At 51.1% G+C, this 21621-nt stretch carries 16 protein-coding genes; 5 read left to right on the top strand and 11 right to left on the bottom strand.

Annotated features, from left to right (window positions below; all coding sequences use genetic code 11):
• Nucleotides 1-253: 253 nt before the first annotated feature.
• Nucleotides 254-3139, bottom strand: coding sequence for a TonB-dependent receptor domain-containing protein (locus CWE15_RS11625; RefSeq protein WP_126758257.1), 2886 nt, complete (start codon nt 3137-3139; stop codon nt 254-256).
• A gap of 461 nt (nt 3140-3600) precedes the next feature.
• Nucleotides 3601-4233, bottom strand: a complete 633-nt coding sequence (locus CWE15_RS11620; protein ID WP_126758256.1) for a 7-cyano-7-deazaguanine/7-aminomethyl-7-deazaguanine transporter — start codon at nt 4231-4233, stop codon at nt 3601-3603.
• Nucleotides 4234-4387: 154 nt separating this feature from the next.
• Here CWE15_RS11620 and CWE15_RS11615 point away from each other — a divergent pair, with 154 nt between their 5' ends.
• Nucleotides 4388-5767 carry an amidohydrolase gene (locus CWE15_RS11615; protein WP_241971905.1) on the top strand — a complete coding sequence of 460 codons (1380 nt, stop codon included), beginning with the start codon at nt 4388-4390 and terminating at the stop codon, nt 5765-5767.
• 99 nt (nt 5768-5866) lie between these two features.
• On the opposite strand, the gene CWE15_RS11610 is transcribed toward CWE15_RS11615, so the two are convergent.
• The 4 genes from CWE15_RS11610 to CWE15_RS11595 all read right to left on the bottom strand — a co-directional run bounded on the left by CWE15_RS11610 (nt 5867) and on the right by CWE15_RS11595 (nt 11902).
• Complete coding sequence (locus tag CWE15_RS11610; protein ID WP_126758255.1) at nt 5867-7042, bottom strand: M14 family metallopeptidase; 1176 nt, start codon at nt 7040-7042, stop codon at nt 5867-5869.
• Nucleotides 7043-7113: 71 nt separating this feature from the next.
• On the bottom strand, nt 7114-10167 hold the full coding sequence (locus tag CWE15_RS11605; protein WP_126758254.1) for a TonB-dependent receptor: 3054 nt from the start codon (nt 10165-10167) through the stop codon (nt 7114-7116).
• A 74-nt stretch (nt 10168-10241) separates the two neighbouring features.
• A complete protein-coding gene (locus CWE15_RS11600; RefSeq protein ID WP_126758253.1) occupies nt 10242-11339 on the bottom strand; it encodes a FecR family protein in 1098 nt (365 codons plus the stop codon).
• Nucleotides 11339-11902 (bottom strand): RNA polymerase sigma factor, encoded by a 564-nt coding sequence (locus CWE15_RS11595; RefSeq protein WP_157980764.1) that lies wholly within the window; start codon nt 11900-11902, stop codon nt 11339-11341. The genes CWE15_RS11600 and CWE15_RS11595 overlap by 1 nt, the downstream gene beginning before the upstream one ends.
• Nucleotides 11903-12045: 143 nt before the next feature.
• On the opposite strand from CWE15_RS11595, the gene CWE15_RS11590 reads away from it, so the two are divergent.
• Nucleotides 12046-12918: a DUF368 domain-containing protein gene (locus CWE15_RS11590; RefSeq protein WP_126758251.1), complete on the top strand. Its 873-nt coding sequence runs from the start codon at nt 12046-12048 to the stop codon at nt 12916-12918.
• A gap of 207 nt (nt 12919-13125) precedes the next feature.
• Here CWE15_RS11590 and CWE15_RS11585 read toward each other — a convergent pair whose 3' ends face one another.
• From CWE15_RS11585 to CWE15_RS11575, 3 genes are all read right to left on the bottom strand, one after another.
• A complete protein-coding gene (locus CWE15_RS11585; RefSeq protein WP_126758250.1) occupies nt 13126-13752 on the bottom strand; it encodes a peroxiredoxin in 627 nt (208 codons plus the stop codon).
• A 193-nt stretch (nt 13753-13945) separates the two neighbouring features.
• Nucleotides 13946-14263, bottom strand: a complete 318-nt coding sequence (locus CWE15_RS11580) for a type II toxin-antitoxin system RelE/ParE family toxin (protein WP_126758249.1) — start codon at nt 14261-14263, stop codon at nt 13946-13948.
• Nucleotides 14251-14508, bottom strand: coding sequence for a type II toxin-antitoxin system Phd/YefM family antitoxin (locus CWE15_RS11575; protein ID WP_126758258.1), 258 nt, complete (start codon nt 14506-14508; stop codon nt 14251-14253). The genes CWE15_RS11580 and CWE15_RS11575 overlap by 13 nt, the downstream gene beginning before the upstream one ends.
• A 190-nt stretch (nt 14509-14698) precedes the next feature.
• On the opposite strand from CWE15_RS11575, the gene CWE15_RS11570 reads away from it, so the two are divergent.
• Complete coding sequence (locus CWE15_RS11570) at nt 14699-15880, top strand: iron-containing alcohol dehydrogenase (RefSeq protein ID WP_198675028.1); 1182 nt, start codon at nt 14699-14701, stop codon at nt 15878-15880.
• A 10-nt stretch (nt 15881-15890) separates the two neighbouring features.
• Here the strand turns inward: CWE15_RS11570 and sohB are convergent, their stop codons facing one another.
• On the bottom strand, nt 15891-16931 hold the full coding sequence (sohB, locus tag CWE15_RS11565; protein WP_126758247.1) for a protease SohB: 1041 nt from the start codon (nt 16929-16931) through the stop codon (nt 15891-15893).
• A gap of 111 nt (nt 16932-17042) precedes the next feature.
• Nucleotides 17043-19475, bottom strand: coding sequence for a VolA/Pla-1 family phospholipase (locus tag CWE15_RS11560; protein ID WP_126758246.1), 2433 nt, complete (start codon nt 19473-19475; stop codon nt 17043-17045).
• A gap of 211 nt (nt 19476-19686) precedes the next feature.
• Between CWE15_RS11560 and CWE15_RS11555 the strand changes: the two genes are divergently transcribed.
• Both CWE15_RS11555 and CWE15_RS11550 read left to right on the top strand, forming a co-directional pair.
• The gene (locus CWE15_RS11555) at nt 19687-20433 is read left to right on the top strand and encodes a YciK family oxidoreductase (RefSeq protein ID WP_126758245.1); all 747 of its coding nucleotides are present in this window, start codon (nt 19687-19689) and stop codon (nt 20431-20433) included.
• Complete coding sequence (locus CWE15_RS11550; RefSeq protein ID WP_126758244.1) at nt 20423-21445, top strand: S1/P1 nuclease; 1023 nt, start codon at nt 20423-20425, stop codon at nt 21443-21445. Before CWE15_RS11555 ends, CWE15_RS11550 begins: the two co-directional genes overlap by 11 nt.
• Nucleotides 21446-21621 lie beyond the last annotated feature (176 nt).

Genomic DNA, 21621 nt, shown 5'->3' with positions numbered 1-21621 from the left:
AGGCAGTTGGCGCTGCAATGCGTAAGTTAATGCAAATTTGTTTTGGTGTGATTAAACATCAACAAGAATATCGACCTCTAGCTACATAAAATAGAGCTAGAGATCGGTATTGAGAGATGGTATCTACGGGGGTTTTTGAACAATTCCACCGTAGGAAAACAAAAAGCCCAGCGCGAAGGCTGGGCTTTCATTCAAGCATCGTCAGGCAGTGCCTTTTCCGTCAGGCAGTGCCTGACCTACGGGTTTTTACGAATTAGAAGTTGTACGTTAAGCTACCGAATGCACGGCGGCCTACTAGGTCGTACAAGGCGTTACCAACGTATCCTGGTGGTACCTTGTCAAACACGTTACGTACACCACCGCTCACACGTAGGTTGTCTGTAATTGCGTAACCTGCTGTTAGGTCGTGCGTTACAATCGAACCAACGTAGTTTGGCGACAGGTTCTCGTGTGCTTCTAAACGAGGCGTTACGTTAAACAGTGCTGAACGGTCAATGTAACGTGCTGTCCAGTTCACGTTCAGGTCGTCTAACGAGTAACCAACAGAGAAACGTGCTTGTAGCTTCGGCGTACCTAGCTGACCACGGTTCACGTTGTCTTGGTCCGGCTGGTCTTGGAAGTCGTACGACACCAGTGTTTCTAACTTACTTACGAAAAGTGAAGTAGAAATAGCACCCGGCAGGTCAAAACCGCTCAGGTCTGTGTAGTACTTGGCTTCCATTTCGTAACCAGAGGTTTCAAGCGCAGCTGCGTTTAAATAGCCCGACTCCACCATCGTCAGCTGGTTACTTACTGGATCACGTGTTACCTGCGCACAGTAGCTGTTATCAATACCCGACGCAGAGTCTACACAGTTATTAATAACATCCTGCGGATCAATAAAGGTAATCGCGTCCGTAATTTCAATTTCGTAGTAGTCAAGCGTAATCGAGAAGTTCTCAATGAAGCGTGGCGTCCACACAACACCAAGCGTTTTCGAGTCTGACTCTTCAGAAACCAGGTTCGGGTTACCACCGCTAATCAGGTCAATACTGACGTTGGTTTCACCTTCAAAACCTACTGGAATGCCCAAAGCAGCACAGTTAGCAGCACGGTTTGGATCTTTGCTGATTTCGTTCACATCACACGGATCATTCACGCGAGTGAAACCTGGTGAACGTGGGCTAAAGGCTTCCGCAATGTTTGGTGCACGTACTGCAACACCCAAGGTACCGCGTACACGTACGTCTTCAATTGGGGCGTATACAAAGCCTGCTTTCCACGCATTCGCAGAACCTGCGTGCGAGTAGTCCGCTGTACGGTAAGCCAAGTCAACCGTTAGCTCGTCTACCATAGTCACCGCACGTAGTAGTGGTAATTTAATTTCAACAAAGCCTTCGCTTACGTCGAACTTACCAAACTCGTCTGGTGTTGCAGCGTTGTTGGTTAAACCACGCTTGGTGAACTCGTCTGTCAACGTTTCAGACGTTTCTTCGCGCCACTCAAAACCAAAGGCTACGTCTACTGGGCCACCTTGCAGCTCAAAGAACTCAGCGGTGTCAGTAACAAAGCTTGCACCTACGTATTCTTGCGTAATGGTGTCTTCACGGGTAACGTCTGCCGACATAAAGGCAATAGCTTCAGCAGAAGCACTGTTACCAAACGGGTTGTAAGCTACACACTCACCACCTGTGTTCACGCCACCTGCATTCGGGTCGCGGCACACAATGTTGCCATCTGCGTCTTTAATAGCATCGGCAGCAGCTACAACGTTTCCGTTAATTTTTTCGTTACGGGTAATACGCTTGTTACGAGTTTCGCCGTAACCGTAGTACACATCGTAAAGGAAGTAAGTATCAGAAAGCTGGAACTCACCTTCAACACCTGCGTTCACACGGAATAGTTCACGACGGTTGTCCGCAGTACGGTTACCCCAGTCTTCAAAGAACTTCCACATGCTGGCTTGCTCAATGCCTTGGTCTAGCAAGTGAGCACGTAGCTCGTCATCCAAGAATGGGTTGTCCGCCACATTAATCTCAATGTCTTGCGTAAACGCAGGCTGGAACTGCTGGGTAATGTCCGCTTTAGTGTAGCTAAAGCTTGCATAGAAGTTCGAAGAACGGTTCAGCGCATAGTTTAGGTTTGAACCGAAGCTCACACGCTCTACACCCGGCTGGAAGTTGTCATAGTCGTCGTTGAATAAGCAGGTATCACAGCCGTCTTTGAACGAACCAAACAAACCCGAGTTGGTCCCATCACGCTCTGGTTGAACAGTCCACGAACCGTCGTTACGGAAACCGTAAAGCTCGTCACCCCAAAGCACACCACCACCTGAAATGTACTCAGAACCAATGTTCTCAGCCCAAATACGGTCTGGAATACCGTCTAAACGACCTGTGTCTTCAGGGTTTAAAATGGTGCCCCAGTTGTTCGACTGGCGAATGTCGTTTTCCATGGTTTGCTGAATGCGGCTTAAGCCAGCATAAAATACCGCGTTACCACGGCCATCGTCGAAGTTACCACCACCAAGAAGGTTTAGTTCGTGGTTACGTGCACCCACACCTTCCGTTGAGCTTGCGCCACGAGCATTAAACTCGAGGCCTTCGTAGTCTTTCTTCAAAATAACGTTTACAACACCAGAAACAGCGTCAGAACCGTAAATTGCAGAAGCACCGCCCGTCATAATTTCAACGCGCTCAATCATGCTGGAAGGAATGGTTGAAAGGTCAACCGACGCCGAGCCAGGTGAACCTGCCACATGGCGCTTACCATTTACAAGTACAAGCGTACGGCTAGAACCCAAACCACGAAGGTTTGCAGAGCTCACACCCGCACTGCTGTTGCTGGTCCGGTTACCAATAAGTGTACTGCTGGCGCTTACCGCTGGTAACTCTGCCAGAATTTGGCCTAAATCTGTCGAGCCAAAACGCTCAATATCTTCACGGCCAAGCGTAACTACCGGCTCCGCCTGAGAAAGTTCAGGACGAGAAATACGTGAGCCCGTTGTTACAATGCGCTCAAACTTCTCTTCTGCCTTCTCTCCTTTTTCTGCATCATTTTGGTCTTGCGCCATTGCTGGAGCACCGACTAAAAATGCAGATCCTACACCGGCCATTAAGACCGCTCTAATCGACTTAGATACTAAAGACTGCTTGATCATTATGATCCCCTAGAACAACATCTATTCATCTATTTTATTTTAGTTTTTGTTCGCTGCGCAGGTTTCCCCAATCGAAGCCAACCTCCCAAGCTAATCACATCTCATTCTCTTAATCAATAGTTTACAAAGGCCTTTCTTTATAACTTTAAAGACTTAAAAATCAATCACTTACCAGTTAACCCCGCGTTAACATTTTGCCCCAAACAAATTACCAACAAATGCACAATTTAAAGCCTATTAGCGCAAAGAAAAGACCATATCTTTGCTTATTCATTGCCGATCAGGAAAAACTAATAACCAAATATATAACTAACTCCACCCGTGAACTTTTCACCTTATTAACTTAAGCGATTAAAAATCGAGCAAGCAAGGCCGTGAAAATAAATGTTGTTTTTTTGATTTTATTTTCAAAAAGAAGTGGTAATACCAGAAGGGATGGCTGGCAAGACGCCAGCCACATTTTATGAGGTCGCAGTTGCCACAGAACGGCGTTGTAAGAACTTCATAATAGCGCTGAGGAGCACCCCATACAAAGGCACAAACAGCACTAAACTAATTAGCAGCTTGGTTACATAGTCCACGGTGGCTATTTCTACCCAGTTTGCTGCCATAAAGGCATCGCTACTGTGCCAAAACGCGACCGAAAAGAACACCGCAGTATCCACTAGATTACCGAACATAGTGGAAGCGCTTGGCGCGACCCACCAACGCCGGTTCTGGCGCAACCGTTCAAATACAAGTACATCCAGCAGCTGCCCTACAACATAAGCAGCAAAGCTAGCCAAGGAAATACGAAACACAAAGCTGTTAAACATCAGCAAGGCTTCCACACCTTGAAAGGCGCGCTCGTGAAACAAAGTAGACACACAGTAGGAAGCAACTAACGCCGGTAGCATCACAAAGCCAATCACTCGACGTGCCGCCTGCTTGCCAAGCAAACGTACTGTTAAGTCCGTGGCCAAGAATATAAATGGAAAGCTAAAGGCACCCCAGGTGGTGTGCCAACCAAAGAGCTCAATCGGAAATTGCACCAGGTAGTTACTGGCAATAATAATTGCAATATGAAAGGCAATTAAAATTTGTAGAGGTTTCATAGAATAGCCTTTTTGAATGGGGCGAGGGAACCATTACCACACAGGTATACACCCGTACGGTACAACGAAGCCCGTATTATACGGGTAATTGAGGAAAACTGCAGTAGCTGCGTATATATTTATACATACTCTCAGTTTAAGGACACACAGGCCCATGAAATTTCCTTTACTTGTCGCTAGCATGGCGCTGGCCCTTGGTACCATCGGCTGCGCCCAAACCAACTCACCATCAGGCCCAGCCCTAGCAAACCTAAACCAAGCAAAAGAGCCTGCCGCTGTTACGCCGCCAGCCAATACGCAGGCCAACACCCACCGCATCCCCACGGCCCTCGAACAAAGCATCATTGCTTGGCGACGGGACATTCACCAACACCCCGAACTAGGCAACCGCGAGTTTCGTACCGCTGGCCTGGTTGAACAGCACTTAACTGCGCTGGGCATGCAAGTGCACACAGGCATTGCCCACACCGGCGTAGTGGGCCTGCTAACAGGCGGCAAACCGGGCCCTGTTATTGCGCTACGAGCCGACATGGACGCCCTTCCCGTGAAAGAACAAACCGGGTTACCTTTTGCCTCCACTGCCACCGCTGAATACCGGGGGGAACAAGTGCCCGTTATGCATGCTTGTGGGCACGACATGCACGTAGCTATGCTTATGGGCGCTGCTGAATACCTTGCAAAGCACCGCAATGACATTCACGGCACCGTTATGTTTATTTTCCAACCCGCCGAAGAAGGTGCACCACCGGGTGAAGAAGGCGGGGCCGAGCTCATGTTAAAAGAAGGCTTGTTTGACATCGCCAAGCCCGACGCTATTTTTGGTATCCATGTGGGCTCAAATTCCCCTGCGGGTCATGTGGGGTATAAGTCCGGCCCGGCCATGGCCTCTTCCGACCGTTTCCAAATCACCGTAGAGGGAGTACAAACCCACGGCTCTCGTCCTTGGGGCGGGGCCGACCCCATTGTGGCCGCAGCCAGTATTGTGAATAACGCACAAACCATTGTTAGCCGTCAGCTGAACCTTACTGAAGCGCCAGCTGTCCTCAGTTTTGGCATTATTCAAGGCGGCATGCGCAATAACATCATTCCCGATCAGGTGTACTTAGAAGGCACCCTGCGCAACTTCGACATGGGCCTGCGCGCTACCATGTTCGAAAAGCTTACCCAAGTAGCCGAGCACACGGCCGCCGCCCACAACACCAAAGCCACAGTCACAATTAACGAAGGCTACCCGGTTACCATCAACAACCCTGAGCTCATGGCCCGTATGCTCCCTACTACCGAGCGCGTGGTCGGCAGCGACAAGCTAACACCTGCCGGGCTCGGTACGGCCGCTGAAGACTTCAGTTTTTATGCCTTAGAAGTGCCCGGCAAATACGTGTTTTTAGGCGGAGCCCACCCAGGCCAAGACCCAAGCACAGCCGCAGGCAACCACTCCCCCTTCTTTAACCCTCACGAAAGCACCCTGCGGGTCGGTACCGAGTTATTCATTAACTGGGTTTTCGACTTCGGCGCACAGGCCACACAGCCATAAGCAAAGAAAAAGGGAGCACCACATCCTTGGTGCTCCCTTTGAGTTGTCCAGCTATACAGCTCGCTGGTTTTTACCGAGTGCGCATTGCGCGTGCTTTTACTACTTCTCCGAACGGCCCAGCATATAGCTCATTAAAGCCCGAGCTGCTGCCTGCGCCGTAATACGTATTTCGTCACGGTCTGTTTCATCGCCAACCTCATAGGTAACCGAATGAATACCGTGGACATCCGCCATATACTGCTTAAAAATACCTTTTCCTGGCGATGTACCTGCTTTTTCTTCTACCGTATAGGGCACAGTGGCAGCTAAAGCCTGTAACCAGTCACGACTAAAATGTGCTTCAGTGCTCAAGTAGTCCGTTGGAATAGTATAGTATATATTCCGCCAAGTGGAATGAAAGTCAACCCCATATACTAAATTATCACCTTTATTAACAATGCTTTGTAGGTAATTATGTACAGCCTTTGTCTCCGGTTGGCTCCGTTCAAACCAATCACGGTTTAAGTCGCCGCCGCCCGTGCTATGCCGCCAATGACCCAACGCCACACCGTCTGGGTTTAAGTTCGGTGCCAGCAATACGTTATAACGCTTCAAGAAAGCCTGGCTTAACTCACTGCCATTAAACACCTCAGCCACAAAGGCCCGTAAGGCCATCGCGCCGGTTAACTCTGGCGGGTGCTGCCGACCAATTAAAATAAGCCACTCACTATTCCCCGGTGACGTTTTTTCCATCGCAGGTATAGGCCGTTGCTGGGCACTTTGGCCTAAATTAAAAATCACTCCACCAGCCTTAGCATTCACCTCGTCGAGCCAACGAATATAGTCGCGGTTCGTAAAAATTTCTTGCCCCGCCACATACGTTGGCTCAGGCCCCACGGTTAAGTTAAACAAAATGGCGTCGTCTACTTTTTCATGGGGTAGGTTGCGCCAGCTCTTTCTGTCTATACTGGCTTTGGGGTTGTACCGAGCCATCCCCCGCCCTAATGCTTCTATTTCAATGGCTACCTCTGTGGTAGTGGGCGCAGAAATTCGAAATGCATACCAAGGGCTTGGATTAATCGGCTCGTCTTCTGGTGCTGTTTGCACCACAATACGGCCATCTTCTCTCGTTAAACAACCATCCACTCGCGCTGCGGGGAAGTCGTATTCAATCCGCACATGCTCTACCTGGCAGTAACTTTCAGTAACCACCACCTCAGCAGCGGCCAACTCAGGTGCGAAACCCAACACCAGAAGCGCTGGGGCAAAAAACAGCCCTAAACGTTTTTTCATCATCAATTCCTACAGGTTTTTATGGCACCCGCTGCGCTTACCAGCAGGTGCCATAACAGCTTTAAACGAACAGCTTAAAAACGGAAGGTAACGTCCGCATACACATAACGGCCGCGGTTTGAGTGCACATCTGAAATATAGCCGAAGCTACCACTGTTCACCGGTGGCTTTTTGTCGGCTAAGTTCCGTACCCCTAAACGTAAGCGCGTACTATCCGCCCAACTATTGCTACTTAACTCATAGCTCGCCAGTAAGTCGTAAGTGGTCCATGAAGGCACGGGTAGGTTCTTGCCATTGCTGCGCACCCACGAACTTTCAAAGCTGCCCACATACTTCATGCGCGCATGAACACTCCACTGGTTCAAACGCCAGTTCACCGAGGTGGTGGCACGCCATTCAGGGTTACCATTCATACCCAGCAAGTCGCCGGCACCGAGCACCGCAATATCGTCTGGCACAGCAGGGTTGCCCTCGGCTTGCGCAGCGAGTACTAAGGCACTGCGTGCGTCTGGGGTTTGTTCAAACTTGGTTAAACGAGCCACATTCGCCTTCACGTCAAAGCGGCCCATATCGGTCCGAATGGTGTAACGTGCCGAGGCATCCATTCCCTGAATTTTCCGAGGGTTTAAGTTGGAGTACTGGTTTTCTATGTACAGCACAAAGCCTTCGTCATCACGCACCACAGCGTCGTTTTGCGAGCCCTGAGAGCGTAGTAAGGCGTCATAAAGCAAGTGCGTTTGGCTGTGTAACACCCCCACAATGCCTTCTTGCTCTATGTCCCACCAGTCCAGCGTGAACATCAGGTCCGAAGTGGGTGCAAACACCACCCCATACGAAATATGCGTGCTATCTTCTGGTTTTAACTGGTCGTTACCACCCCGAATTTCCGTTACGCCATAACGGCTGTCCGTCACTGGGTCGGTGCGCGTATTCGATCGCGACACACCTTCTTCCACCACCTGCGGTAAGTTCGGTGCACGGAAACCTTCGGCATAGGCCGCACGGAACTGCACCATATCATGGGGAATCCACGACAAAGCCACCTTGGGTTTTACCACAGAGCCCACATCGGAAAAGTTCTCGTAACGTGCCGCAAGCTGCATATCTAAGCTGGTATGCAAAGGCACATCGAGCTCCACAAAGGCCGACACCACACTGCGATCACCACTTGCAGAAGGTGTTGAGCTCGAACCAAGCACATTACTGGTCGACAGCGGCTCGCCCGTTACCCCGTCTACTTGCGGCACCGCGCCACTCAGCAGCGGGTCACGAATGTCTTTGTAGCTTTCATACCGGTACTCAACACCCGCAGCCATACCAATGTCCCGGTCGAATACACGAAAAGCCTCTGGGCTCGAAATCTTAAAGTCCCACAGGGCCAGCTCCGTTTCACTTTCACGGGTGACATCCACGGTAAAGGTATCAATCACCGACTGAGGGTTGCGACGACCCACACCGTTATTCACATTCAGCGGGTTACCGCCAATAAAAATGTTATAAGCCAGGTTCGGGTCCGTTTGGTTAATCGCGTCTTGGAATTTATCCGCGCGAATTCGGTTGTAGTCCGTGTCTAGGGTGTTGGCCACCGAGTACAAGGCCGCCGTTTCCCAATCCCAGTGTTGCAACATACCGCGTACACCTGTTAGCAACCGGTAGCTGTAGTCGTCCACCACAATGCGGCGCTGCCCCACATCCACGGGCCGCACGTTGCGTATTTTTACGTCTTCACCAAAGGGGTTATAAGCCGCATCTGCCGACACCACAAAACGCTGAGCCGTTAAGTTATGGTTTTGCTCACGAATACGCTCCGCTTCAGCCGAATACCATAAGGCTTCGGCAAAAATTTCCGTGGTGGCATCCAGTTCATGGGTTAAATAAGCAAAGGCGTTTAAACGCTCCACATCCGAGGTCATAGAACGGTCTGGCGCGGCGTCATACCGTAAGTCACGCGGTATAGAGCCACTCACAGCACACACCACGTCATCAATGGCCACTTCACAGTTACCATGTGCGGTAGGCTCTAAATGAAATTGCCCCATAGAATCGCTGGTGAAAATACTCCACGGGCTGCCCAGCAAACGGTTGTCTAAACTAGTATTGCCTTGGAACTCTTCAGGAATATCCGGGTGAAACCGACGGTCTAAGCTTGCAGAGTAATCCCGCTCGCTGGCCATCATGCCGTTGCGCTTGTAATAAGCGCCGGAAAGGCTTACATAGGTACGGCCATTATTAAAACGTAGGCCGGTTAACCCGTTTAAGGTGGTTTGGCTAAACGACGTGCCATCCGTTGAGCCATGGCTTAACGACACCTCACTGCTGTCCACATCGTCTTTTAATACATAGTTCACCACGCCAGCAATAGCGTCGGAACCATACACAGCTGCGGCACCGTCACGTAACACATCAAGCCTAGCTAACCCACGAACAGGAAGTGTATTCGCATTCACCGTGGCAACAGGTACATAGTTTTCTGTTTGCGTCCCCGGGTGCAATACCAAGCGGCGCCCATTCAGCGTCGTCAGCGTATAACCCGTACCAATGCCCCGTAAGTTAATCGACGACACGTCCCCACGCGCATCGTTCACGCCACCAATCACACGTTCGTTATTAAAGGCTACGTCACCAATTTGCGGAATCGCGCGCAGTAGCTCGTCGCCGCTCATGGCACCCGTGTTTATAATGTCTTCTTCACTTAAGGCTGTAACCGGTAAAGCACCAGCGGACCGAGCCCCCCGAATGTTCGAGCCCACCACACGAATACGCTCTACTTTTCGGCTGGCGGCTGCTTCACTACTTCCTTCAGCTCGGGCACGAACAACAAAAATCCCCTCCGACTGCTGCACCACCTCTAAATTACTATTCGCCAGGCTTAACCGAATAGCTTCAAGCACCGTATATTCGCCCGCTACCGCAGGTGCATTTATGGCTTGTAACGCTTCTGGGGAAAATACTATTTGCACATTGGCTTCTTCGGCAATTTCAAGCAACGACGAAGCGGCACTCTGTGCAGGAATATCAATCGTGTGAGTCGTGTCAGCAGCTGCCATGCTGGGTACGGCAAGGCTCGTGCCCAGCGCTAGCAAGGTACAACGCACCAAGTAGCTCAGTTTGGGAGATCGTGTTGTCATCTGTTTACCCTTTATTATTAGTTTGTCACTAATATATACGAAGGCAAACAGAGACCCCTCAATAAATTTAACAATTATTTAATTTTGCGAATAGTCACTGTGTCATTTGTGCGATCAAGCACCACAGGCAGGCTCGCTGTCAGCGCGGTTAATAAACCTTCCCCTTCACTAAAATGAAACACGCCACTAATGCGTAATTCACCCGTTTGCGGGTCCGCCAACACAATTTTCTGGGTACGATAACGATTAAACTCCGCCACCACATCCGCTAAGCTTGCGTCATCAAACCGAAACACTCCACGGCGCCAATTCTGCGCTTCATTTACTAACTCATAGCTGGCTTTTGCCACCACATCCGCCGTCGCAGAAAAAGACCCCATAGCCCCCGCTTCTAATAAGTAGTCGTCTTCCGCCAGCACCATCAGCTTAGCATCGTCCATCACGTCTGCTGCCGCTAAGCTCGACATGCGGGTCACCGACACTTTCCCTTCCAGCACGGCCACACGTACGCCCGTTTCTTCTTTGCGTACATTAAATTTAGTCCCCAGCACCCGAATTTCTTGCTCACCGGTATCAATCACAAAGGGCCGATTAGCATCCGAGGCCACATCAAAAAAGGCTTCACCAGCCACCAACACCACATGCCGTTCATGCTGGTTAAACGCTATTTGAATACGCGTCTCCGTATTCAGCGTCAGCACCGAGCCATCGGAAAGTTCAACCGTGTCCACTTCGCCTAAACCCGTTTGCAAATAGCGGTGTTCCCGCACACTTTGCGCGGCTAAACGCTGTGCCGTCACTCTGCTTGTCTCCGCTGACGTGTCCGTCACCCGTGGTGTAGCTTCCACCACAGCACTCGGCTCAACCATAGGCGAGGCATGTTCGGTGGAAAGAAAATACACACCCACAACCGACAGCGCCACCGCCGCAGCTACCGAAAGCCCCCAAGCGCGAATACGCGACACCCGTGTCACAGGCGTCTGCTCCGCTGGCGGGTATAAGTTATTGCTTAAATCCCACAGGGCCAACGTCGACATAAACGCCGCCTCATGGGCGTCACTTTGCTGCCGCCAACGCTCTAATTCTCGCTCTTCCTGTCCATTCATTTCCCCCGAGTGCAAACGGGTCACATAGTAAGCCGCCTGCTCTTGTAGGGTTTCCTCATTCATCATTAAAGCACCTGCTTTCGTACGGCAACCAAGGCTGCCGAAATATACTTCTCCACTGAGCTCACCGACACACCCATAATGTCACTAATTTCGCGATAACTTCTATTGTCCATCCGGTTTAATAAAAACGCCTGCCGCAACTCTGGTTTTAATTCATTCAGGGCCGCTTGTATCAATTGCAAGGTACGCTTTCCCTCTAACTGCCGCTCCGGCGAATTAAGCGTACAATCTAAGCTTGTAGCCACTTGCTCGTCATCCGTATGCACATGGTCCGCTTCCCGGCGCGAACTCGCCTTTCGAAACCGATCCGTCATAATATTTACCGCAATTTGAAACAAATAGTTGCGCACCGTGTCGAGGCGCTCGGCAACCCGCTCTTCCAAATTATCCATTTGCGCTAAGCGGGCATACACATCTTGTACCACGTCATCGGCTTCGTCCCGTCGCTGCATACTCAAACGCACACGCACAAAGCGTCGCAGTGCCGCGTCATGCTCTGCAATAATCTGATCCAGCAAACTTTCGTTGCCAGGCCTGTGCGTTTTGCTTTTTACGACATACAGCAAAAGTATGCACCCATTTCGTTATTATTAGCTAGCTATGTATACGTACCGCTACGTAAACCCCTCAAGAATTTCTGCACAACAAACTTGCTGTCAGGTACACTAGCAACAAAATGACAATAACACAGCCTTCACACGAGTTATTCATGAAACAGCATTGGCAAACATTTATTAAAGGCACCGCCATGGGCGCCGCCGACATAGTGCCGGGTGTCTCCGGTGGTACACTCGCTTTTATTCTTGGTATTTACGCACGCCTACTTCAGGCTTTGTCGTCCTTTAACCTAGCCGCCTTACAACTGCTTGGCAAAGGTCAGTTTAAACGCCTTTGGCAGCATATCGACGCTGGATTTTTAGTGGCCCTGTTCGGCGGTATTCTTAGCAGTATTTTCGCCCTGACCCACGGCATTACTTACATGCTAGAGCACCAGCCCGTGCCCCTCTGGGCATTTTTTAATGGGCTCATCCTCGCTTCTCTGCCTTTGCTCGTGCGCGACATTCAATGGACACCCGGTCGCGGCGCGCTCTTTGTGCTTGGCGTGCTCATTGCTGGCAGTATTACCATGCTCACTCCCATGCAAACCAACCCCGCCCCCTGGATGTTTTTCGCCGCGGGCTTTATCGCCATTTGCGCGATGATCTTGCCCGGCATTTCCGGCAGCTTTTTACTCCTTATTATGGGCATGTACGTCCCCATTACCGCCGCCGTAAGTGCCATGCAGGTCAGCGTACTGGTGCTGTTTGCTCTTGGCTGCGCCAGCGGGCTTATGGTGTTTTCCCGGTTATTGCACTGGGCCATGCAACGTGCCCAACAAAGCATGCTGGCATTTTTAAGCGGCATCGTACTCGGTGCCCTCTACCGAATTTGGCCTTGGCAGCTCAACGAGCAACTCGTCAGCCCCAGCCAGTACGCACATGTAACAGGTAGTGCACACTTACTCCAAGCCAGTATCGCCTTCCTGCTCGGCATCGGTATTTTACGTTTATTACGTTTGTTGGAAATAAAAAACACACCATAACGTCAGGCACTGCCTTCAACGTCATGCAATGCACCGTCAGGCGTTGCCTGACCTACGGGCGGGTGTGAAAAATGCAAAAACGTAGGTACGGCACGGCCGTACGTAGGCACGGCCGTACGTAGGCATGGCCGTACGTAGGCACGGCCGTACGGGATAACAAAAACCCCCGCCGTGCAAACGCAGGGCGGGGGTTTGTACAAACAACTCTTATATTTTAACCGTCCGTAGGTATGGACGGTGTTCAACCCAACCTTGTGGGAAAATGTCTTTTGCATCTTCATCACTAATGGAAGGTGGAATAATGACTTCATCGCCCGGACGCCAGTCTGCTGGGGTCGCTATTTTTTTCGCATCACTGAGTTGTAAAGCGTCAATCACACGCAGAATCTCGTCAAAGTTACGTCCACACGACATTGGGTAGGTCATGGTCAAACGAATCTTTTTGTTCGGGTCAATAATGAACACCGTACGCACCGCAGCTGTTTCGCTTTCACCTGGGTGAATCATGCCATAAAGCTCAGCTATTTTGTGCTCTGCGTCCGCCACAATCGGGAACTGCAAGTCCGTGTTTTGCGTATCGTTTACGTCTAAAATCCACTTCTCGTGCTCTTCCACTGTGTCGGTTGAAAGGCCAAGGGACTTCACATTACGCTTCGCAAACTCTTCATGCAGTTGCGCTGTCCGGCCCATCTCCGTGGTACACACAGGAGTAAAGTCCGCCGGGTGGCTGAAAAAGAACGCCCATGAATCACCAATCCACTCGTGGAAATCAATTTTCCCTTTGGTGGTGTCAATTTCAAAATTTGGTGCTGTATCGCCTAATCGTAAAGACATTGTCTTACTCCTTTTGGTTGAATTAACGCGCACTTTCGTCATGCCGTACCTTCTCCGTCATGCTATGCATGACCTACTGCGTACGAAAGGATTGCTATGAACTCAATATACGTGGTCGCAACCTTGAATGTAAATGCATAAAATCGAACGTATTCATCGCCATTTCCGATTTAATCCTGTGCGTGCAGCAAAGCTACCAGGTAGAGCTTGAACTGTTTTCAAGCATGAACGTACGAAGCAACTGTTCCTCCCGCATAACATAGAGAACAAAAACCTGATTTTTATCCACGCGATAAAAAATACGGCACGGTGGCGCCACGAGCTCCCTATATATTGAATTTGGGAGTTCAGGGGGAACCCGTCCGGAATGCGGGAAACCTTCCAAATGCTCCACCTTCTCAAAAACACTCCGGACCAGACCACGGGCAGCAGCTAGGTTGTCTAGAGCAATATACTCAGCAATGGCATCTAACTGTTGTAGCGCAGGCTCCGTCCAGACTACTTCAGCCATTTGTCCATTTTCTCTCGCGCTGCACTATGGCTATAGGTTTTTTCTTCAAGAACAGCACGCTCTCCCCGCGAGAGCCCTTCAAGCAACTCAAGGCGGCGCTGCATGAACTTATAGTCCTGCACATCAACTAGGTACGCGGAAGGCTGACCATGCTCCGTAATCAGTATTGGCTCTTTCGTTACGCGCAAATCAGCGAGAATTTTTGTGGCGTGACGCTTCAAGTTAGTAACCAGTTCAATTTTCATGGGTTCACCCTGAATCATATCCATAGTGCTACTATAGTATCACTTATTTCCAATAACAAATTGAAAGCATAGCCATACGGAAATGGTTTATTTTTCCGCGAATCCTCGTACACTCATTCTTCATACTTATAATAATAGATGGGGCGGCCCTATGCTTTTTCAAGCGGAAAAATTATTTTTATACGTTTACATGTGGGTTTTTAAACAAGTCACCCGGCTTTTACCCTTCCGCTGGCCCCAGACTTTCGAAGGGCCGGGCAGCAGCAAGGCCCTGCTGGAACATTGCCATCAGCTTGGCCATCGCCAAGTACTTATTGTCACCGACCAATCCCTGGTAGACCTTGGGTTGCTCCAGCCTATATACCAAACCCTAACAGCGCTCCAAATACAACACAGCACCTACGCCGGCATCGCCCCAGACCCAACCCAGGAACAAATAGAAGCCGGCTTTACGCAACTACAAACCACCCAAGCCACTGCCCTGCTCGCCATAGGTGGCGGCTCTGTAATTGATGGCGCGAAAATGATCGGCGCCTTAGCCAAAAACAACAAGCCCTTGGCTAAAATGACCGGCCTGTTTAAAGTCCGAAAAGGCATACTGCCTTTGTTTGCTATTCCCACCACCGCGGGCACAGGCTCGGAAGCCACCATAGCCGCTGTGGTCTCCGACACACAGGCAAAACGCAAGCTCGCCGTGCTCGACCCCAAACTTATGCCCACAGCCGCAGCTCTCGACGCCCAGCTCATGCTTGGCTTGCCACCCGCTATCACCGCCGCCACGGGCATGGACGCCCTCACCCATGCCATTGAATCGTACTTATCCCGCAATAGCACCGCCCACACAGACACCTGCGCCCTCCAGTGTGCTCGTACTGTGTTGACCTATTTACCCATCGCCTACTCTCAAGGCGACAACCTCGAAGCGCGCCAGCACATGGCCAAAGCCTCCATGCTGGGCGGCATGGCCTTCACCCAAGCCGGCGTTGGTTATATTCATGCCATCGCCCACAACTTAGGGGCCCTGTACCATGTACCCCACGGGCTCGCCAACGCCATGGTCATGCCCCATGTATTGCGCTTTACCTTAGCAGGAGGTGGGCGTGGCGAGCGGCGTATGGCAGCCCTTGCCCGTCATTGTCAGCTCAGTGAAAGCAACGACAACGCACTAGCCGCCGCAGCGCTCATCGAAAGAATAGAGGCACTCAACCAGGCGTTTCGCATTCCCAAACACCCAGCCGAGCTACAAGAAAAGGATATTCCCGCCATAGCGCAAGCAGCGCGTAGCGAAGCCCGCTTTACCTACGCGGTGCCGCGCTACTTAAACCAGTCCATGGCGGTGCAGTTGTTACTGCAAATAAAAGGCCGTCATTAGAGGCTAGAAATTAGTAATAAAAGCGGCTGTTCTGCCACCAGCGCAGCAGCGTATGCTCAACAGCCGCACTCATTTGTTTGGCCAGCTTTTCACCCAGTTTTACCCGCGGCTTGTACTGCACTTTTATCACGTCTTTTTCTTTCACCGCTTGCAGCAATAAGTCGTCACTGGTACCAATACGATCTGTCAGCCCCTTGTCCACGGCTTCTTGACCAAACCACACTTCGCCCGTGGCCACCGCATCAATGTCCAGGTCTGGGCGGTGCTCTTTCACAAAGCCTTTAAACAAGGTGTGAATGTTTTCCAACTCTTCTTTAAACTTCTCGCGGCCCTTCTCCGTGTTTTCTCCAAACAAGGTCAGGGTGCGCTTATATTCGCCCGCCGTCACTTGCTCAAAATCCACATGGTTCTTTTTCAACAAACGGTGGAAGTTTGGAATTTGCGCCAGCACTCCAATCGAGCCAAGCATCGCAAAGGGCGCTGCCACAATTTCATCGGCAATACAGGCCATCATATAGCCGCCACTGGCCGCCACTTTATCCACGGAAATGGTTAAGCGAATACCCTGGTCGCGCAAGCGTTTTAATTGAGCCGCCGCCAGGCCATAGCCATGCACCACTCCACCGCCGCTTTCTAAGCGCAGTAATACTTCGTCGCCTTTTTCCGCCACCGCTAAAATAGCCGTTACTTCCCGGCGTAGCGACTCCACTTCCTTGGCGTCAATCGACCCATTAAAGTCCACCACAAACAAACGGCCACCGGGCTTTTTCTCGGGTCCCTTGCCCTTATTTTCCGCCTTGGCTTTCTTGCTTTCTTCCTTCTGCAATGCCTTGCGCTCTTTGCCAGTTAGCAAGTTCATTTTCATTTGGTTTATGGTGCGCTCTAAGCCCTTGCTTAAATTCGTAACCTGTAGCTCACCCCCGCTTTCCCGCTGGCGACTGGCCGCATTGGTCACAATACCCACCACAAACACTAGGGCCAGTACCAGGGTTACGGTTTTCAATAAAAAGGCGCCGTAGTCACTCCACAGCGCTAATAAAAAGTCTGTCATACCTACTATCTCATCTCGGTTGTTGTCAGCTGCCCATAGTAACACAGGGACCAATAAAAAAGGCCCACTGACATGCAGCGGGCCTTCCATTCAAGCTAAATTTTTCAGCGTTTACTGAGGTACCAACGCAGGGTTAATAGGCAACATCAGCAAGTTGCTGTCAAACCAAGTACCAATGGCTTGCTGCTGGTTCTGCGTAGTCGCAGGGTCTGTTGGTAGTAGTAAGCCACCGTGACCACCTTCAATGTAACGTGCAGCACCTGTCACCGGCTCGCCGTCTTGCGACGTGGTTAGCGTGGTTAGGTTCTCCAAACCAAGCAGCGCAATCATCGGCTCAGTACCCGACAATGGGTGTGCTGTGCTGTTTGGAATCGTAGTATCGCCAAGGGCTTCAATTAAGAACAATGGCGTTTCCGTAGCGTTCATTTTGCCAATGAAGTTCAACGGATCACCCGAGTCCACCACAGTTTGTGCCGCTAGCTGAAACTGGCTTAACAAGCTATCACGGGCAGCCACAACAGCTGGACTAGCAATACCATTGAAGAAAGTTTCATAGTACTTACCCAAGTTTGCCATAAAGGCATCGCTGCCCGGGACAATCCCTGAGTTTGTCGCTTCTTCTAAAGCGTACTCAGCAAAAGGAGCGATCTGTTGGAAGGCCAACATACCACCCACAAGTGGACCAAAGCTGCCAGACTCAATTAAGAATGGCGCAATACCCGCACCTGGCATACCAAGAGCCGCAGCTTGTACCGTATACAGTGGGTTGGCCGCCGCTGCATCACCTTCCATCGGGGTGTTGGCCATGGCCACAAAGTTATGCCCTGTCATGGCACCTAACGAGTGACCTACAAACTTCACGTTGTTGCCGTTAATGTTCGCACCACCAAAGTTGGCTGCACCATTGCTTAGGCTTAAACGCAAACCTAAAAGGTCTGAAACCGCTTGGCGTAAGTTATCGCGCGCCGTTAACAGGCTGGCAAGGTTTAAGAAGTTGGTTGGTGAACCCATGCCGCTGGTGGCGTTAATACCGCCCGGGAAGCCCCGGTCGCCGTGCAGTGGCAAGTCAATCGCCACGGTTGCATGGCCAAACACCGCTAGCGTTCCAGCAATGGCCAGGAACTGCTCTTTCGAACCGGTAATTCCGTGCTGGAAAATGACCACAGGCCAGCCACCTGCTGGCTCAGCAATCGGGTCTGCACCTTGCTGAGCACGCACCGCGTTTACTGTGTCTACGTCTGGTACCGACATCATCAGCGGTACTTGTGGTAGATTTTGCGGGCGTGGAATTGGGTTAAACTTGGTTAAGTGACGACCTTGGTCTAAACCGCGCACACTTTCCACGTCCATCGGGTTATATTCCGGGTTATACAAAGCCGTTGGGGCCATTTCGTAAGGAATAGCTCCCGCCAATTTACGTGGGTCCGCTAATACTTCGTTCGGGTCCATACCCAGTTGAACCAGAATGGCACCAAGCTCTTCCACGGTCACCGCACCCGACTCAAGAGCAATCTTAATCGAGGCTGGGCTTACCGCCGTTGCCTGCCAGCGACCACTTAATGGTGCTTCTGGGCTGTCTTGTGTAGGCACTGGGCTAAAGTAAGGTAGGTTCACTTGGCCTGCATACACCATGGCCGCGCTTGCTACCGCATGGTTTGGCGTACCTGGCGCTAAGCCTAATAAGTCTGCAGCCGTCACACCAAGTGGCTGGGCTTGCAGTTGCGGCGCCAAGCTTGGCTGCAACATCATTTGCTTCACCACACCCAACACTTCGCCCACCGACTGAGTGGTAAACGAGTTCGAGTGAATCACTGTGTCCACGTCCACACCCGCTGCTGCTAGGGCGCCACGCTGACTGTTAATTATACCTTGCAAAGCTTGCTCCGTTGCGCCACCAATCGGGTCTGTCGCTAACGGCTTGCTCAAAGTGTAATAAGTGGTGGAAGGCTGCACAGAACGGCCTAATTCATCCACTACCTTGTCCGTAATGCTCACCACGTAACCTGTATTGGGTTTGAATGGGCGCAAAGGAATAACCCGTGCTTTATTATTTACCCACTGAACAGCAAAGTCTTCACCATAGGTTAACTCATCGGTAATGGTACACACGGCACCTGCTGGTACAGCGCCACAGGCTTCAACGCGCATATCGGCGCCCATCACGGCTTCGTGAATACGAATCGACCCCGGCGCTGTCACACTCGCACCGTCAATACCAATGGCGTTGCCGTTTTCATCAAAGCTGCCGTCGAATTCAAATTCAAATGGCATCGCCGTCGACCAACCATCTAACGCCGCCATGGCCGCTTGTGGGTCTGCGTAGTTGTCTTGATTCGCCACCGGAATGTTCAAGGTGCCGTCGGTTGTACCGCCTAACAGAATATCCGTAGGAATAGTTAACTTACCCATACCTGGGTCAAACACAACCCGCGTGGCTGCTATATTAACTTCTTCGTTTGATATCGGCGCCTTCTCACCGTCCGCTAAGCAGCCTGTTAAGCCGAGTGCTGAAGTGACTGCCAATGACAGAAACAATTTTTTCATGAGTTTTCCCCAATCCTTGTTGTTCTAATTCTATGCCCAGCAGGGCATGTTCTGGCCCACTTTGGGTAATTGTTAACGAGTTTTATACACCGCTCGCAAGTAATGTTAAAGAAATTTCGCTCATTTCGCACGTCTAAGCTGAGAATCTTTTACGTTCTACTGTACAATATGACCAAATCAAATGCACAAGTCTATTTATAAAGTAGGAAATATGCAGGAACATCAAAATTATCAAGCGCCTGAACAGGCCTTAGCCAATAAAATCATTCTAGTCACAGGTGCTGGCGACGGCATTGGCCGTGAAGCCGCCCTCACCTACGCCAAACACGGCGCAACGGTTATTCTTTTAGGCCGCACCGTGGCCAAGTTAGAAGCCGTATACGACGAAATCCTTGCCGCCGGTGGTGCCGAACCTGCCATTATTCCGTTAGACATGAAAGGCGCCACGGAAAGCCATTACCGCGACATGGCCGCCACCATTGTAGACCAGTTCGGTCGCCTCGACGGTTTATTACACAATGCGAGCTTACTTGGCGTGCTTTCGCCCTTTGGCCATTTAGACTTACCCACCTGGAACGACGTCATGCAGGTCAACGTCACAGCTCAATTTATGATGACCAAAGCCCTACTGCCGGCCCTACTGAACTCGGAAGCCGCCTCGGTTATTTTCACCTCCTCAGGTGTTGGCCGGAAGGGGCGCGCCCATTGGGGCCCTTATGCCGTGTCCAAGTTTGCCACCGAAGGCATGGCGCAGGTTATTGCCGACGAATACGAAAACACAAGCTTACGGGTGAACGTAATTAATCCGGGCGGTACCCGCACCAAAATGCGCGCCAAAGCCTACCCCGCCGAAGACGCAAACAAGCTTAAAACCCCGGCCGACCTCATGCCCACGTATTTGTACCTTATGTCCGACGACAGCAAAGCACTCACCGGAGCCTCCCTTGATGCGCAGTAAAACTGTAAACTTCGTAGGAACCGTAGGAACCGTAGGTCAGGCACTGCCTGACGTAGCACAGCCTGACGTTGCACAGCCTGACGTTAAACATCGTTTGTTACGTACGGCAATGCCGTTTAAACGTACGGCAATGCCTTTCGTACGGCGATGCCGTACCTACGGGGGAAATAAACCATCCACAGAATCCGTAGGTCAGGCACTGCCTGACGTTGCACATCGTTTGTTACGTACGGCAATGCCGTACCTACTTCTTTCACTTGCCACCATTGCGCCAATGTCGGCACACGCTTGGGGCTTTAAAGGCCATACCTATATTGGGGATGTGGCGTGGGAGTATTTAAGTCCGGAAGCGAAGGCGTGGGTAACAGACAAGCTCGAGCGGGTGGACGAGAAGTCGTTAGGTGAAATGGTGACCTGGGCGGACCGCATTCGCCGCACCCCGGAAGGGCGCAACATGGGGCCGCTGCATTATGCCAACGTGCCGCCTACGGAAGTGTCATTTAGTTTAGAACGCGACTGTGAAGCCATGCGCTGTGTGGTAGGTGCCGCCATTCAATCCTCCAAGGTCATGCTCGACAGCACCAGCAGCCCACGGGAGCAAGCGGTGGCCTTGCGGGCCTTTACCCACTGGATCACCGACCTGCACCAGCCATTGCATTTAGGTTTTTACGAAGACCGCGGTGGTAACAGCATACGGGTCACCTATCAGGGCCATGAAACCAACTTGCACGCTCTATGGGACACCGTATTGCTCACCGACGAGTTACTTATACCCCCTGCAGAGCTTGCAGCCGCCAACCCACTGCCAAAGGCACCGGAGAACTTTAAGCGTGCTATATTGGACTGGGCAACCACCTCGAACCAGTTAGCGCGGGAATACGCTTACGCAGGGGTGGAACATGAAGGGGACATCAGCCAAGCCTACGTGCAACGCGCCGAACCCATCATACAACAACAGTTGTTGCATTCCGCCCAGCGCCTCGCCCTATTCATCGAAGCCAGTGTGAGGTGATTCCGTACGGCAGTGCCGTACCTATGACGTTGCATTTTGCGCACCCGCCGTAGATACCATCTCTCAATACCGATCTCTAGCTCTATTTTATGTAGCTAGAGGTCGATATTCTTGTTGATGTTTAATCACACCAAAACAAATTTGCATTAACTTACGCATTGCAGCGCCAACTGCCT

This window comes from Aliidiomarina taiwanensis, from assembly GCF_003987015.1.
Classification (GTDB): domain Bacteria; phylum Pseudomonadota; class Gammaproteobacteria; order Enterobacterales; family Alteromonadaceae; genus Aliidiomarina; species Aliidiomarina taiwanensis.
Note: the sequence above shows the minus strand (reverse complement) of the source record. Positions and strands in the feature narration are given on the sequence as shown.

What these genes read in the sequence shown, in the direction of transcription:
- CWE15_RS11585 (WP_126758250.1), bottom strand. Translation starts at nt 13,752, where the DNA reads ATGTCTTTACGATTAGGCGATACAGCACCAAATTTTGAAATTGACACC.
- CWE15_RS11590 (WP_126758251.1), top strand. Translation starts at nt 12,046, where the DNA reads ATGAAACAGCATTGGCAAACATTTATTAAAGGCACCGCCATGGGCGCC.
- CWE15_RS11610 (WP_126758255.1), bottom strand. Translation starts at nt 7,042, where the DNA reads ATGATGAAAAAACGTTTAGGGCTGTTTTTTGCCCCAGCGCTTCTGGTG.
- CWE15_RS11580 (WP_126758249.1), bottom strand. Translation starts at nt 14,263, where the DNA reads ATGGCTGAAGTAGTCTGGACGGAGCCTGCGCTACAACAGTTAGATGCC.
- CWE15_RS11605 (WP_126758254.1), bottom strand. Translation starts at nt 10,167, where the DNA reads ATGACAACACGATCTCCCAAACTGAGCTACTTGGTGCGTTGTACCTTG.
- CWE15_RS11600 (WP_126758253.1), bottom strand. Translation starts at nt 11,339, where the DNA reads ATGATGAATGAGGAAACCCTACAAGAGCAGGCGGCTTACTATGTGACC.
- CWE15_RS11620 (WP_126758256.1), bottom strand. Translation starts at nt 4,233, where the DNA reads ATGAAACCTCTACAAATTTTAATTGCCTTTCATATTGCAATTATTATT.
- CWE15_RS11625 (WP_126758257.1), bottom strand. Translation starts at nt 3,139, where the DNA reads ATGATCAAGCAGTCTTTAGTATCTAAGTCGATTAGAGCGGTCTTAATG.
- CWE15_RS11615 (WP_241971905.1), top strand. Translation starts at nt 4,388, where the DNA reads ATGAAATTTCCTTTACTTGTCGCTAGCATGGCGCTGGCCCTTGGTACC.
- CWE15_RS11550 (WP_126758244.1), top strand. Translation starts at nt 20,423, where the DNA reads ATGCGCAGTAAAACTGTAAACTTCGTAGGAACCGTAGGAACCGTAGGT.
- CWE15_RS11560 (WP_126758246.1), bottom strand. Translation starts at nt 19,475, where the DNA reads ATGAAAAAATTGTTTCTGTCATTGGCAGTCACTTCAGCACTCGGCTTA.
- CWE15_RS11570 (WP_198675028.1), top strand. Translation starts at nt 14,699, where the DNA reads ATGTGGGTTTTTAAACAAGTCACCCGGCTTTTACCCTTCCGCTGGCCC.
- CWE15_RS11555 (WP_126758245.1), top strand. Translation starts at nt 19,687, where the DNA reads ATGCAGGAACATCAAAATTATCAAGCGCCTGAACAGGCCTTAGCCAAT.
- CWE15_RS11575 (WP_126758258.1), bottom strand. Translation starts at nt 14,508, where the DNA reads ATGAAAATTGAACTGGTTACTAACTTGAAGCGTCACGCCACAAAAATT.
- sohB (WP_126758247.1), bottom strand. Translation starts at nt 16,931, where the DNA reads ATGACAGACTTTTTATTAGCGCTGTGGAGTGACTACGGCGCCTTTTTA.